Below are 14,050 nucleotides of genomic sequence, written 5' to 3' on the forward strand. Positions count from 1 at the left end.
ATGCCGCTCGGACGCGTCCAGACTCAGATCGTCGACAAGCTGGTGGACATGGGGAAATTGTCCACCGAGCAAAAAACGGCGCTACTCGCGCGCCCCGATGAGCCGACGGGCGACCAGCTCGATCAGATTCTCCTCACGGAATACAAGATCACGAATTTCCCGTTGCAGCTCGCGAAGTGTCGCGCGCTCGGGCTCACGCCGTTCAACGTGGCGCGGTTCAAAGTCCAGCCCGCCACGTTTGAGATCATCGATTTGGAATTCTGCCAGAAGAACACAATTCTCCCAGTCGGCAAAGTGGGCGACTTCCTGTTGGTGGCATTCGCAAATCCGTTTGAAACCGCGCTTGCGGCGAAAATCACCGAAAAAACCGGACTACGCGTCATCCGCTTGCTCGGGAAAGAAACGGACATCCGCGATAAATTAAAGAAAGACCAGGTTCGCGAAGACGTGCAGTTTGCCGATGTCGTCGATCAGCTCGGCGCGCAATTTCAGGAGACGGAAGCGGAAATCAAAGAGGAGGATCTCACGAGCGAGGATTCGGCGCCGATCATCCAACTCGCGAATCGGATCATCGAGGATGCGTATTTCGCCGGCACGTCCGACATTCACATCGAGCCGTGGGAAAAAGAACTCGTGGTGCGTTACCGCATCGACGGGCTCACGCAGGAAAAGCTTCGTCTGCCGGCCAAGGTCGCTGGTGCGCTCGTCGCGCGCCTGAAGATCATGTGTAACCTCGACATCTCCGAGCGACGTTTGCCGCAGGACGGACGCATTGTTTTCAAGCAGTATAACAAGAAGAACATCGACATCGATCTACGCGTCTCGACCGCGCCGTTGAATCACGGCGAAGGTGTCGTGATGCGTATTCTCGATAAACAGAAGTCGACGCTGCCGCTGCCCGCGCTGGGTTTCACTGAGGAAAATCTCGCCAAATACCGCGAGTGTATCCGCCAGCCTTACGGTATGATTTTGCACTGCGGCCCGACCGGCTCCGGCAAATCGATGACGCTCTACTCGGCGATGAACGAGATCAACACGCAGGACATCGTCATCCGCACGGCCGAAGATCCGATCGAATACACACTGCCCGGTATCAACCAAATGCAGATGCACCGGCAGATCGGCCTCACGTTCGCCGCGGCTTTGCGCGCGTTTTTGCGTCAGGATCCCGACATCATTCTCGTCGGTGAAATTCGCGACAAGGAAACCGCCAACATCGCCGTCGAGGCCGCGCTCACGGGGCACTTGCTCATCAGCACCCTGCACACGAACGACGCTCCGAGCACCGTGGCGCGTCTGACTGACATGGGCGTCGAGCCGTTCATGATTTCGTCGTCACTCGTCTGCGTGTGCGCGCAACGCCTGATGCGTCGCGTCTGCAAGGTGTGCCGCGTGGCCTACGAGCCGGAGGGGCGCGAAAAGGAAGTGATGGAGCGCGCGATCGGTTGGAGCGGACAGATTTTCAAAGCCAATCCGACCGGTTGCCCGAAGTGCAACAGCACCGGCTACAAAGGCCGCCTCGGCATTCACGAACTTCTCGTGAACAACGAAGAACTCATCGAAGCGATCAACAAGGAAGCCGAGACCGCCGAGCTGAAACGCATCTGCATGAAAAACGGCATGAAGACGCTGCACCAGGACAGCGTCATTAAAGTGAAAGACGGTCTCACCACTCTCGCCGAAGCCTTGAGCAACGTCCCGCAGGACATGGAATTGCGGCGGTAGTGGCGGCGCAATCGCGCGGTTTCATCCCATGATTTACTGGCGAGAGTTTCTGACGATCATGATGGCGCATGCGCTCGCGGTGGCGAGTCCGGGGCCGGATTTTGCGATCGTGCTGAAGCAGAGCGTGACCCACGGAAGGCGCGCGGCGGTGTGGACGAGCGTCGGGATCGGGTGCGGGCTTTCGGTGCACATCGCGTATTGTTTGTTGGGGCTGGGGTTATTTCTGAAAAACTCCGCGCTGGCGCTCGCGGTCGTGAAATATCTCGGCGCGGCGTATCTCGCCTATGTAGGCGTGCAGGCGCTGCGCTCGAAACCGCGCACGGGTGACATGGAACTCGCGACGAGCGTCGTGCCGCCAACGGATCGTGCGGCGTGGACGACGGGGTTTCTGGTCAATTTGCTCAACCCGAAGGCCGCGCTCTTTTTTATTTCGCTGTTTCCGCTGGCGGTGAGCGTTACGACACCGAAAATTGTTCAAGCGGGCTACGGGCTCTGGATGACGCTGACGACGATGGCGTGGTTTAGTTTCGTCGCGTTTGTATTCACGCGCGAACGCGTGCGGCGCAGCTTCCTGCGTTATGGCCACTGGATTGATCGCGCGCTGGGCGTGGTGTTTTTGGGCTTCGCGGTGAGCCTCGCATTCGCGACGATTGGCTAGTCGTTCTCGAACGGTGGCGTGGTGGCGTTTTGGGCGGAGTCGATTGCGAGTAACATCGCGCCTAGCTCGGTAGCACAACGACTGAACTGGAGATACGTGGTGGTTTCAGCCGGCTTGGCGTCCGGCGGAATCGTGAGCGCGATTTGGTTGAGGGTCTGGCGTAGCTCCGTGCTTTGCGCAGGGTGTAGGTCGTGCGTTTCGAAACCGTGGGCGAGCGTCTCCAGAATCTCGGAAGCTACTTCGCTGAAACGGTGCAACTCGGGTCGGGCAAATCTCAGTTCCCGGTTGAGGTGCAACGCCACCACGGTCAGCGACTGCGTGAGGCGCTGGTTGCCGTTCGCCAGCGCCGCGGCGGCATCGATGCCAGTTTGTTGATTTTTCGGATCCGCTGACATGCGTTGGAGCGATGAGAACACGAAGCTGTTGGCGACTTCGGCCGCGCGTTTTGCCTGAATGGCCGGCTCGTCGTAAGTGCCGCCCGCATGCAGCCGCTGGTCGATCGTGGTGAGAAAATCGCGGTTGGCGCGCAGCGCTCGCGCGAGTAGCCGCGGAAACACTTTTCGTTCCCACACCGGCCAGAACAACAGCGCGGCGACGAGCGCGAGCACGCCGCCGGAGGCGGTGGCGGCGAGGCGTTCGAGGGTGAACGCGAGCGTGACCTTCGTGGAGATTTCGGTGATGAGCACCACGAACAGCGTGATGAAAAAAACCGCGATCGAGTAATTTCGTTTCAGCCAGAAAGCGAAGCCGAACATGGTGGCGGCCATCGCGACGAAGAGCACGCCCGGCGGCAATGACAGCCACAACACGCCGCTCGCGACGACGCTGCCCGCGAGCGTGCCAATCAAGCGCTGGCTGGCGCGCAACCGCGTGGACCCGTAGTCGGGCTGCAAGACGACGAGCACGGTGAGCGGCAACCAGTAGCCGTGTTGCAGATTGAAATACTTAAAAATACCGACGCCGATTAGTTGGATAACGGTGAGTCGCGCGACGAAACGCAGCAGCGCCGGATCGGGTCGCCATTGTAAGTTGAGCGCGGAGGCCAGCGGGCGCAGCGTCCACGTTTTTACGTCGAACAACTCGCGCGAAAACGCCGTGTGTTCGTCGGCGCGTTCGGTCGCGGAGCGCAATGCGTTGCCCGCGGCCGGCAGCAGCGCGGAGATCTGCCGCAGGATAAACGTGAGTTGCGTGCCTTCCGACGCGTGGTCGGTTTGCGCGAGGACGCGTTCCTGCAGCGCTTGCAGCAAATTTTCCAGGCGCGTCAAACGCACTTCGAACGAGGCGAAGTGCGAGGGCTGGCGCGATACGATCGTGAGCGCCACCGTGCGTGCGGTGTTGGTGAGCGAGGTGATCAGCGGGGAAAAACTTGGCGCGATCGAAGCGAACGCGGGTTTCTCCATCACGTTTTCGAGCGACACGTTAAATGCCATGAAGCGCGTCGCGAGGCGCGCGGCGGTCATGTTGAGGTCGTCGAGTTGCTTGAGGTAGGGGCGGGGCTTCGCTGCCGGCACTGCCGCGAGGGTGGCGGTGGCTTGGTCGAGCGCGGTGCGCAGGAGCGCTTGTTTTTCGATGATCGCGCGATGGCGCTCGGCGGCAGAAATTTTCTCATCGGGCGCCATGACCTCCAGCAGGTCGGAAAGCGCGAGCCAGCTGTCGGCGACGGTGCGTCGCAACGGGTGTTGTGCGCGGAACGGCCAAAGCGATCCCTGAATCGCCAGCCCCCAAAATCCGCCCGCGAGCGTCGCGAGAAAATGCCGGTTCGCGACGGCGTCGCCTTCAGGATGGGCGATGGAAATTAGAAAAAGCAGGCCGGACGCCGCAGCGAGCGACGCGCCGTATTCCATGCTGAGGTGACGCCACACCCCGGTGATGCCGGTAACAATCGCCGTGACTACAAGGGCATAGAGCAAGGTGTCGCCCGCCACGCCGCCCAGCCACACCGAGCCGGCCAGCACGGCGGTCATGGCGAGCAGCAAACTTAACCGCAGAGGGTAGGAGCCGCGCACATCGACCATCGCGATATTTTGGGCCGCGATCGCCGCAAAGCTCGCTTCCACGGGCAAATGCCAGAACTGCACTGCGAGCATCGGGCCCATGAAGCCGAGGGTGGCACGCATCGCCCGGCTCAGGTCCGGCTGCAGCCGTTCCCGCTCCACGTAATCGCGCCATTTCACCACGAGTGCGTTCATGTGTCGGATGCAATGAGGGATGAAAATTGCAGTGCCGCAACTGTGGTGTTTAACGGGTTACGAATTCCGGAACGTCTTTTTAGGAGAAAAACCTTGAAGTTGACTAAATAGTAAACAATCAGTCTTCCCCATGGGACGCACAAGCGACGCCAAAGAGCGATTACTCGAAGCCGCACTGGATCTGATCTGGGAGCGCAGCTACGGCGTCGTGACGATTGATGCGATTTGCGACAAGGCGGGCGTCAAGAAAGGGAGTTTCTACTATTTCTTCGAGTCCAAGTCCGAGTTGGCTGTCGCGGCGCTTGAGGCGGACTGGGCGCAATGCGGCAAAGCGAAATGGGATGAGATGTTCTCTGCATCCATGCCGCCGCTTGAGCGCATCCGTAGCTTTTTTCAGAACTCGCACGACGCGCAGGAAAGACTTTTTGCCGAACAGGGCAAAGTGCTGGGCTGCCCCTGTTTTTCGGTCGGTTCTGAAACTTCGACCCAGGACGAAACCATTCGCGCTAAAGTGCAGGAGATCCTCCAGCGTCAGGTGCGTTACTTCGAGTCGGCGATTCGCGATGCCCAAGCCGAGGGCGTGTTGCCGCCCGGCGATGCGGCGACGAAAGCGAAGTGCCTCTTCGCGCTTTTCGAGGGCAGCCTCGGCCAGGCCCGCATTCACAACGACCTGAGTTACCTGCGCCACCTGCCCGAAACCGCGTTGGATATTTTGGGCGCGAAACGCACGCAACCTGTTGGCTGATCCCTTTTTTTGCACTTATTGTTTACTAATTAGTAAACTACTCAACTGAGCCAGACTTACTTTTCAATTTATGAACACGCCAGAATCTTCCTTGCCCACCACGCGCCACCGCTTGCTCAGCGGACGTTTTCGTCGCCGCTCACTCTTTGCCATCGCCGGTGTGCTCGGCTTTAGCGGAGCCGCCGCGTATGTCGCCACGCGCGCCGAAGCGGCTGAGTCCGATGCGGCGTCCGCCGCGGCGCCGGCAGGACCGACCGTGACCGTCGCGCCCGTCGAAGAGAAATTATTTGTCGATCAACGCGAACTGCTCGGCCGCGTGGATGCGCGCGAGGCCGTGGAAATTCGCCCGCGTGTGTCCGGGCATATCGCGGAAGTGCGCCTGCAATCCGGTCAACTCGTGAAGGCCGGCGACGTGTTGTTCGTGATCGATCGCCGTTGGTATCAGGCGCAGTTCGATCTCGCGACCGCGCAGGTCGACAGCGCGCGCGTGCGTTTCAATATCGCCGAGCGCGAAGCAAAGCGCATCGAAGCGCTGTTGGTAAAGTCGGTGGTTTCCGTTGAGGAAGCCGACACGCGCACCACGCGTCTTGCCGAAGCGCGCGCCGAACTCCGCGCCGCCGAAGCCACTCTAGCGACCGCGCGTCTCGATCTCGAGCACACTGAAGTGCGTGCCCCGATCGCCGGTCGCGTAAGCCGCGCGTATGTGACGGCGGGCAATCTCGTTTCCGGCGCGCCGGGTGGTGCGACGCTGCTCACGAGCATTGTTTCGACGGGCGACGTTTATGTTTACGCCGACGTCGACGAAAACACCGTGCTCGGTTTCAACCGTCTGCAGCGCGCCGGTCGGATCATCACTGAAAACGGTCGCGTGCCTGTGGAAATGCAGTTGAGCGACGAGTCGGGGTTCACGCATCGCGGTTATGTTGAGTCGTCCGATAATCGTCTCGATCCAGCGACCGGCAGTCTCGTGGTGCGCTTCGTGTTTCCCAATGACGACGGCCAACTCGTCCCGGGATTATTTGCTCGCGTGCGCCTGCCTGTGAGCGCGGCGGAGAAAACGATGTTCGTCAGCGAGCGTGCGATCGGCACTGACCAGAGCCAGAAATTTGTGCTCACCGTCGATGGCGCCAACACCGTCGCTTATCGCGCGGTGAAACTCGGGCCGCTAATCGAAGGCCAGCGCGTTGTGCGCGACGGGTTGAAGCCCGGCGAACGCATCATCGTCAATGGCCTGCAACGCGCGCGCCCAGGCATGACCGTTGTGGCCGAAAACGCCGCGCCTGCTAGCAAACCGAAACCCGCGACATCAATCGCGCAGAATTAAATCCGTCCAGCTGCTCGAGGGTAGGGGCGGTTCTCCCAAACCGCCCTTTCGAAAACTATATCACCGACGAGGGCGGTTAAGGATAACCGCCCCTACCTAAAGAACCTCGTTTTACTTCGCGCTTATATCAGCCGCTTCACGCGCGCTGCTCCAGCTACCGCTTCGCCCACCCACCGCTATTTCCCGTCATGAACTTCTCCGATTTCTTTATTAAACGCCCGATCTTCGCCGGCGTGCTTTCCATCGTCACGTTTCTCGTGGGCGCGATCTCGCTGCTGAACCTGCCGGTGAGCGAATATCCCGAGGTGATTCCGCCGACGGTGATCGTCACGGCGCGTTATCCCGGCGCGAATCCGAAAACGATTGCCGAAACCGTTTCCACGCCGCTCGAGCAGGCGATCAACGGCGTCGAGAATTCCCTATATATGTTTTCGCAGGCGACGAGCGACGGCGCGATGACGCTCACGATCACGTTCAAGCTCGGCACCGACGCCGACAAGGCGCAGGTGCAGGTGCAAAACCGCGTCGCGCAAGCGCTGCCGAAACTGCCCGAGGAAGTCCGCCGCATCGGCGTGACCACGACGAAAAGTTCGCCCGACCTCACGATGGTCGTGCATTTATTCTCACCGGACGGACGCTACGACGACATCTACGTGCGCAATTACGCGACGCTCCAAATCAAGGACGTCCTCACGCGCTTGCCCGGTGTCGGTCAGGTCAATATGTGGGGCTCCGGTGATTACGCGATGCGCGTCTGGCTCGATCCGCACAAGATTGCCGCGCGCAGCCTGACCGCGGGCGACGTCGTTGCCGCCATTCGTGAACAAAACGTCCAGGTCGCCGCCGGTGCGGTCGGCCAGCAGCCGACGCCAAATGTTTCGGACACTGAGCTGCTCATCAGCACGCAGGGCCGTCTCGTGAACGAAGAAGAGTTCGCCAACATCGTCGTGAAGACCGGCACACGTGGAGAACGCACGCTGCTGCGCGATGTGGCGCGCATCGAGCTCGGCGCGGCTGACTACGCGTTGCGCTCGTTACTTTCGAATAAAACCGCGGTTGGCATCGGCGTGTTTCAGTTGCCGGGCTCCAACGCCATCGATCTCTCCAATCAGGTGCGCACGACGATGACGGAGCTGAAAAAGAATTTTCCAGAAGGTCTGGATTACGCCATCGCTTACGATCCGACGGTGTTCGTGCGCAGCTCGATCAAAGCCGTCGTCACGACGTTGCTCGAAGCGATCGCGCTCGTCGTAATCGTCGTGATTCTTTTCCTGCAAACGTGGCGCGCGTCGATCATTCCGCTCGCCGCCGTGCCGGTGTCGCTGGTCGGCACGTTCGCGGCGATGCATGCGCTTGGATTCTCTATCAACGCGCTCTCACTCTTCGGCCTCGTGCTGGCGATCGGTATCGTGGTGGACGACGCGATCGTCGTCGTCGAAAACGTGGAACGTAATATCGGGCTCGGCCACTCGCCGTTCGAGGCGACGAAGATTGCGATGCGGGAAGTGACCGGCCCGATCGTGGCCACGGCGCTCGTGCTCTCCGCGGTGTTTGTGCCCACGGCATTTATCAGCGGATTGACCGGCCAGTTTTATAAACAGTTCGCCATCACGATTGCGATTTCGACGGTCATCTCGGCGTTTAATTCGCTCACGCTTTCGCCCGCGCTCAGCGCGCTGCTGCTGCGCTCGCACCACGCGCCGAAAGATCGGCTCACGCGCATCATGGATCGCGGGCTCGGTTGGCTTTTCCGTCCCTTCAACCAGTTTTTCGACTGGGCTTCCACAAAGTATTCGAACGGAGTCGCGCGCCTGATTCGCAAGAGCGCCATCGCGCTCATCGTTTACGCGGGACTAGTGGGGTTGACCTTTGTCGCCTTTAAACAAGTGCCGGCGGGTTTCGTGCCGACGCAGGATAAACAATATCTCGTCGCGTTCGCGCAATTGCCCGATGCCGCTTCGCTTGAGCGCAGTGATGCCGTGATCCGCCGCATGACCGATATCGCGCGGCAACATCCCGGCGTGGAAGACGTCATCGCGTTTCCTGGCCTTTCGATCAACGGATTCACGAACAGCTCCAACTCCGGCATCGCGTTCACGATGCTCAAGTCGTTCGAGGAGCGGAAAGGCAAGCCCGGCATGTCGGCGAACGAAATCGCGGCGGACTTGCAGGCGAAGTTCGGCGCGATTCAGGAAGCGTTCGTGGCCATCTTCCCACCGCCGCCGGTCAACGGCCTTGGCTCAACGGGTGGCTTTAAACTCTACGTCGAAGACCGCGCCGGTCTCGGTTATGACGAACTTTATAAAGCGACGCAGGAACTGATCACGAAGGCGAACCAGACACCGGGCCTCGCCGGTATGTTTTCGAGCTTCACGATTAACACGCCTCAACTCGAAGTGAACGTCGACCGCGCCAAGGCGAAACAGCAGGGCGTGCCGCTCGCGAATATTTTCGACACGATGCAGATCAATCTCGGATCCCTTTACGTGAACGATTTCAACCGCTTCGGCCGCACGTATCAGGTCGTGGCGCAAGCGGACGCAAAATTCCGCGCGACTGCGGAGGACATCACTCGTCTTAAAACCCGCAACTCTGCCGGCGAGATGGTGCCGCTCGGCTCGCTTGTGACCGTGAAGGAAACTTACGGCCCGGATCGCGCGATGCGTTACAACGGTTACGCCGCCGCCGATATCAGTGGTGCGCCTGCGCCGGGCTTTAGCTCAGGCGAAGCGGAAGCACTGATGGAAAAACTCGCGGCTGAGACTTTGCCGAAAGGCATGGCGCTCGACTGGACCGAACTCACGTATCAACGCATCGTCGCGGGCAATACCGGCCTGTTCATCTTTCCGCTCAGCATCCTCCTCGTGCTGCTGGTGCTCGCGGCGCAATACGAAAGCTTCCGTCTGCCGTTTGCGGTGTTGCTCATCGTGCCGATGGCACTGCTCTCCGCGATGGTGGGCGTGTGGCTGACGGGCGGCGACAGCAACGTCTTCACCCAGATCGGCCTCATCGTGCTCATCGGGCTCGCGGCGAAAAACGCGATTCTCATCGTCGAGTTCGCGGTGAAGCTGCGCGAGGAAGGGAAGGGCTTTGTGGAAGCCGCGCTCGAAGCCTCGCGCCTGCGCCTGCGTCCGATTTTGATGACCAGCATCGCGTTTATCGCGGGTGTTTTCCCGCTCGTGATCTCGTCCGGAGCCGGCGCGGAAATGCGTCAGGCCATGGGCGTCGCGGTATTCTCCGGCATGATCGGGGTGACGGTGTTCGGACTTTTCCTCACGCCGATTTTCTACGTGGTGCTCGAAAAATTCGCCGCGCGTAAGCCAAAGCCCGCGCCGATTACGCCGCCGGCGATCGCGCCGGAACACGCCTGAGTCGCACCTCTTAAATTTAAATTCTGCGTTTCTCATGTCACTGAATTCACCTTCTACACTTAAAACCTGGCTCGCGGTCCTCTCGGTTTCGCTCGGCGCTTTTATCGTCGTGACGTCCGAGTTCTTGCCCATCGGCTTGCTCACCCAGATTGCTTCAGGTCTCAACATATCTGCCGGCACCGCTGGTTTGCTCGTCACCGTTCCCGGCTTGGTTGCGGCGGTAACGGCTCCGCTGCTGACAATTTTTGCGGGTCGGCTTGACCGGCGCTTTCTCGTGCTGGCGTTGTTGGGGTTGCTCGTCGTGGCAAATATTCTCGCCGCGCTGGCGCCGAACCTGACCGTGATGCTGATCGCGCGCGTGGTGTTTGGCATCAGCCTCGGCGGTTTTTGGACGGTGGCCGTGACCCTTGGCGCACGTTTGATGCCCGAGAATGTGGCGCGCGGCACCACGTTTATTCTCGCGGGTGTTTCCATCGCCACGGTCGCGGGTGTGCCGGCGGGAACTTTCCTCGCCGGGTTTGCCGGTTGGCGCACGGCGTTTGGCGCGCTCGCTGGCACGGCGACGCTCGTCGCGATCGTGCAACTTTTCGTGTTGCCCGCGCTGCCTTCGACGCGCCGCTTCGGTGCGGGTGAGTTGGCGAGGCTGCTCAGCCACGTCGATGCGCGGCTCGGTTTGTTGACGATCGCTTTCGCCATCGCGGGACACTTCGCCGCTTACACCTACGTAACGCCGTTTCTACTGGAAAGCGGACGCATCAGCTCGAGTTTGGTGGGCACGTTGCTCTTTGTTTTCGGGTTCGCAGGGATTATCGGCAACTTCGCCGGTGGTGCGCTCGCTGGGCGGAATCTGCGCGCGACGCTTGTTGGCGTGATCGTGTTACTCGCCGGATCGGTGTTGCTGATGCCGCTCTTCGGTCGGCATCCCGCCGGTGCTACCGCCTTGCTCGTGGTTTGGGGGCTGGCCTTCGGTGCTCTGCCCATCTCGCTGCAACTTTGGGTCTTCAAGGCGGCTCCCGGCGAACTCGAGGGCGGCGCGGCCCTCGTGGTTTCCACGTTTCAAATTTTCATCGCCCTAGGCTCGGTGGCGGGCGGACGCATCGTCGATGCGTTTGGTTCCTCGACGGTGATGCTCGCCGGTGGTGCGACCGCGCTGGTGGCTCTTTGGGTCATATCACTTTCCAAGCACAAACCGGCACGCAACGCCGCGCCATCGGCCTCTCAACCGCATTTTGCCTGACGCCTCAGCACGCACAGCTCTGCAGCTTCATCCAACTCATTTAAACCACCATGATCTTCACTGTCATCATTCTCGCGGCACTCATCGCGCTGGTCTCGACCGAGACGAGCCCGACTCAGGAATAAATTTTCCCGATAATCAAAAATCCAAACTCAACACCCATATGAATACCAAATCATCCTCCTCATTGTCCGGTAAAGTCGCGCTCGTCACCGGTGCCTCCAAGGGCATCGGCGCCGCCATCGCTAAACACCTCGCCGCCGCCGGTGCCTCGGTCGCGGTTAACTACGCATCCAGTCGCGCCGGGGCCGACAAGGTCGTGGCGGAAATCACCGCCGCCGGCGGCAAAGCCGTCGCAATCCAAGGCGATGTTTCCAAACCTGCCGACATCGTGCGGTTCGTGGCGGAAACCAAAACCGCGTTCGGTAAAATCGATGTGCTCGTCAACAATGCCGGCGTTTACGAATTCGGGGCGCTCGAGGCGATCACACCGGAAAATTATCACCGCCAGTTCAACGTGAACGTGCTGGGCTTGCTGCTGACAACGCAGGAAGCCGTGAAACTATTCCCCGCGAGCGGCGGCAGCATTATCAACATTGGCTCGGTGGTCAGCGCGATCACGCCTCCGGGCAGCGCCGTTTACACTGCAACTAAGGGCGCGGTCGATGCGATCACCGGCGTGCTCTCGAAAGAACTTGGGCCGAAAAATATTCGCGTGAACGCGCTGAATCCCGGCATGATCGAAACCGAAGGCACGCATACGGCGGGTTTTATCGGTTCTGATTTCCAAAAAAGTGCCGTGGCACAAACGCCACTCGGTCGCATTGGCCAGCCGAACGACATCGCTTCCATCGCAGTGTTTCTCGCGTCCGATGAATCAGGCTGGTTGACCGGAGAACAATTCCGCGCCGGCGGCGGCGTGCACTGAGCCAGGCGTAACTTTTGATTTAAAATCATGACCACGACTCACAGTCCGATCGACCTCACGCAACGTCCGCCGCGCAGTCCGCGCTTGAAGCTCGGCGGTTTTGTGTTTCTCCCGCGCTTGCTCGATAAAGCCCGCGCGGCTCATGCCGACAAGCTCGGCGAATATCGTTTCAATGGCCGCGGGATGGATCGGCACTTCTTTAACTTCACGGGTCTCGACCATGAAGCATTGCGCGCCGAAGTCGCCAAAGGTGGCGGTGACGGCGAGTTGCTGGCGTGGGTGCATGCCCATTCCAAGCATGCGCGCACGCCGTGGGAAATTATGAGCTGGAGCGAATACATGACCCATCGCACGCCGGACAGCGACGCGGAGACGCTCGCGGATTTCGCCGCGCACGTCGCCGAGTTTTCAAAAACGAGGGAGGATATTTCCACGTGGTTTGATCTGATTGACCTCGACGATCACTGCACGTTCGGCGGTTTGGCGTAACCGGTATCCCGCCCGTTTCGATTCGCTCCGACCACGTCCATTTTTTTGGCGTGGTCGTTGTGCATTTGGAAAGCCTGCTCGTTTGTGTTTTCTACGCTTCGTTTTTAAGTGAACCCGCCCCGCAAAATTATGAATGTAACTTCGAAAAATGCTTCCGGGCAATTGTCGCCGCGCACGCTCTGGCTGATGGCCATCGCGTGCGGCGTCTGCGTGGCGAATATCTGTTACAATCAGCCGTTGCTGGGAGACTTCGCGGTTTATTTCGGAGCGACCGCGTCGCAAGTCGGCTGGGTGTCGGTCGCGACGCAGGCGGGTTACGGCTTGGGACTGCTTTTTTTCCTGCCGCTCGGCGATATTCTTGAGCGCCGGAAACTGGTGCTGAATCTGATCTGGATTTGCGCCGGCCTGCTGGCCGTGACGGCAGCGGCCCCGAGTCTGCCGCTGTTGATTCTCGGTAATTTGTTGATCGGAGCGACGGCGATGAGTGCGCAAATTCTGATTCCGCTCGCCGTGGAAATGTCGCCGGCCAATGAGCAAGGCCGCACGGTCGGCGTGATGATGACGGGGTTGCTGGGAGGAATTCTGCTCGCGCGCACGCTCGCGGGATTTGTCGGCGGCCATTTCGGCTGGCGCGCCATGTTCGCGCTCGCGGCGTTGATGATGGTCACGCTGGCGCTCTTGTTACGCGGACGGTTGCCGCATCGGCCGACGACCCTCAAATTATCTTACACGCGCCTGATGCGCTCGCTGTGGGCTGTGTTGAAAACTCAACCGCGGCTCTGGCGCCCAGCCGTGGTGGGGGCCTTGTCGTTTGCCACGTTTACGGCTTTTTGGACGAGTCTGGCGTTTCTGATGAGCGAAGAATTTCACCGTGGCTCCACTGAAACCGGCCTCTTCGGCGTGGTCGGTCTGGTCGGCGCGCTCGCGGCGCCTTACGCGGGCAAGTTGGCCGATAAACGTGGCGCGGCTTTTACGGTGTCGATTGCGCTCGTGGTGATTCTAGCGGCGTTCGGCTTGATGTGGGTGTGGGTTACCATCCCGATGCTGGTCGTCGGCGTGTTGTTGATGGATGTGGGCGTGCAGACCGTGCAAGTGGCCGAGCAGGGGCGGGTCTTATCGCTGCTCCCTGAGGCGCGCAGTCGTTTGAACACGCTTTACATGGTGTCGCGGTTTGCCGGAGGCGCGGTTGGCTCATTGATTGGCGCGTTTGCGTGGACGCATGGGCGGTGGCCAGTGGTGTGCGGCGCCGCGTGCGGATTAATCGTGGTCGCGATGATCGTTCATTTTGTGGCGCAACGTTACGAAGTCGCGGCGACGCCGGCGTTCGATGATGAGGGCGGCGACATGAAACTGGCTTCGTCAGCGCCTTAAAAATTATTCTTTG

At 60.1% G+C, this 14,050-nt stretch carries 10 protein-coding genes; 9 read left to right on the forward strand and 1 reads right to left on the reverse strand.

What is annotated here, in order from left to right; all coding sequences use genetic code 11:
• Together ACRRQW_RS14185 and ACRRQW_RS14190 are read left to right on the forward strand one after the other, a co-directional pair.
• Positions 1–1,725: a GspE/PulE family protein gene (locus ACRRQW_RS14185; RefSeq protein WP_438482180.1), complete on the forward strand. Its 1,725-nt coding sequence runs from the start codon at positions 1–3 to the stop codon at positions 1,723–1,725.
• 31 nt (positions 1,726–1,756) lie between these two features.
• Positions 1,757–2,383, forward strand: a complete 627-nt coding sequence (locus ACRRQW_RS14190) for a LysE family translocator (RefSeq protein ID WP_438482361.1) — start codon at positions 1,757–1,759, stop codon at positions 2,381–2,383.
• Here the strand turns inward: ACRRQW_RS14190 and ACRRQW_RS14195 are convergent.
• Positions 2,380–4,572: an FUSC family protein gene (locus tag ACRRQW_RS14195; protein WP_438482181.1), complete on the reverse strand. Its 2,193-nt coding sequence runs from the start codon at positions 4,570–4,572 to the stop codon at positions 2,380–2,382. The two genes, ACRRQW_RS14190 and ACRRQW_RS14195, sit on opposite strands and share 4 nt — an antisense overlap.
• A 130-nt stretch (positions 4,573–4,702) precedes the next feature.
• Between ACRRQW_RS14195 and ACRRQW_RS14200 the strand changes: the two genes are divergently transcribed.
• From ACRRQW_RS14200 to ACRRQW_RS14230, 7 genes are all read left to right on the forward strand, one after another.
• Positions 4,703–5,317 (forward strand): TetR/AcrR family transcriptional regulator, encoded by a 615-nt coding sequence (locus tag ACRRQW_RS14200; protein ID WP_438482182.1) that lies wholly within the window; start codon positions 4,703–4,705, stop codon positions 5,315–5,317.
• Between the two features lie 70 nt (positions 5,318–5,387).
• Entirely contained in the window at positions 5,388–6,641 is a 1,254-nt protein-coding gene (locus ACRRQW_RS14205; RefSeq protein WP_438482183.1) for an efflux RND transporter periplasmic adaptor subunit, read from the forward strand.
• A 188-nt stretch (positions 6,642–6,829) separates the two neighbouring features.
• Positions 6,830–10,012 (forward strand): efflux RND transporter permease subunit, encoded by a 3,183-nt coding sequence (locus ACRRQW_RS14210; protein ID WP_438482184.1) that lies wholly within the window; start codon positions 6,830–6,832, stop codon positions 10,010–10,012.
• A 34-nt stretch (positions 10,013–10,046) separates the two neighbouring features.
• Positions 10,047–11,249, forward strand: coding sequence for an MFS transporter (locus tag ACRRQW_RS14215; RefSeq protein ID WP_438482185.1), 1,203 nt, complete (start codon positions 10,047–10,049; stop codon positions 11,247–11,249).
• Between the two features lie 163 nt (positions 11,250–11,412).
• Positions 11,413–12,177: an SDR family NAD(P)-dependent oxidoreductase gene (locus ACRRQW_RS14220; protein ID WP_438482186.1), complete on the forward strand. Its 765-nt coding sequence runs from the start codon at positions 11,413–11,415 to the stop codon at positions 12,175–12,177.
• Between the two features lie 27 nt (positions 12,178–12,204).
• Positions 12,205–12,666: a DUF5069 domain-containing protein gene (locus ACRRQW_RS14225; RefSeq protein ID WP_438482187.1), complete on the forward strand. Its 462-nt coding sequence runs from the start codon at positions 12,205–12,207 to the stop codon at positions 12,664–12,666.
• A 129-nt stretch (positions 12,667–12,795) separates the two neighbouring features.
• The gene (locus ACRRQW_RS14230; protein ID WP_438482188.1) at positions 12,796–14,037 is read left to right on the forward strand and encodes an MFS transporter; all 1,242 of its coding nucleotides are present in this window, start codon (positions 12,796–12,798) and stop codon (positions 14,035–14,037) included.
• Positions 14,038–14,050: the final 13 nt, after the last annotated feature.

This window comes from Oleiharenicola lentus (assembly GCF_051660365.1).
Taxonomy (GTDB): domain Bacteria; phylum Verrucomicrobiota; class Verrucomicrobiia; order Opitutales; family Opitutaceae; genus Lacunisphaera; species Lacunisphaera lenta_A.

Coding starts and splice junctions, on each gene's coding strand:
- ACRRQW_RS14215 (WP_438482185.1), top strand. CDS start 10,047: ATGTCACTGAATTCACCTTCTACACTTAAAACCTGGCTCGCGGTCCTC.
- ACRRQW_RS14220 (WP_438482186.1), top strand. CDS start 11,413: ATGAATACCAAATCATCCTCCTCATTGTCCGGTAAAGTCGCGCTCGTC.
- ACRRQW_RS14225 (WP_438482187.1), top strand. CDS start 12,205: ATGACCACGACTCACAGTCCGATCGACCTCACGCAACGTCCGCCGCGC.
- ACRRQW_RS14200 (WP_438482182.1), top strand. CDS start 4,703: ATGGGACGCACAAGCGACGCCAAAGAGCGATTACTCGAAGCCGCACTG.
- ACRRQW_RS14195 (WP_438482181.1), bottom strand. CDS start 4,572: ATGAACGCACTCGTGGTGAAATGGCGCGATTACGTGGAGCGGGAACGG.
- ACRRQW_RS14185 (WP_438482180.1), top strand. CDS start 1: ATGCCGCTCGGACGCGTCCAGACTCAGATCGTCGACAAGCTGGTGGAC.
- ACRRQW_RS14205 (WP_438482183.1), top strand. CDS start 5,388: ATGAACACGCCAGAATCTTCCTTGCCCACCACGCGCCACCGCTTGCTC.
- ACRRQW_RS14210 (WP_438482184.1), top strand. CDS start 6,830: ATGAACTTCTCCGATTTCTTTATTAAACGCCCGATCTTCGCCGGCGTG.
- ACRRQW_RS14230 (WP_438482188.1), top strand. CDS start 12,796: ATGAATGTAACTTCGAAAAATGCTTCCGGGCAATTGTCGCCGCGCACG.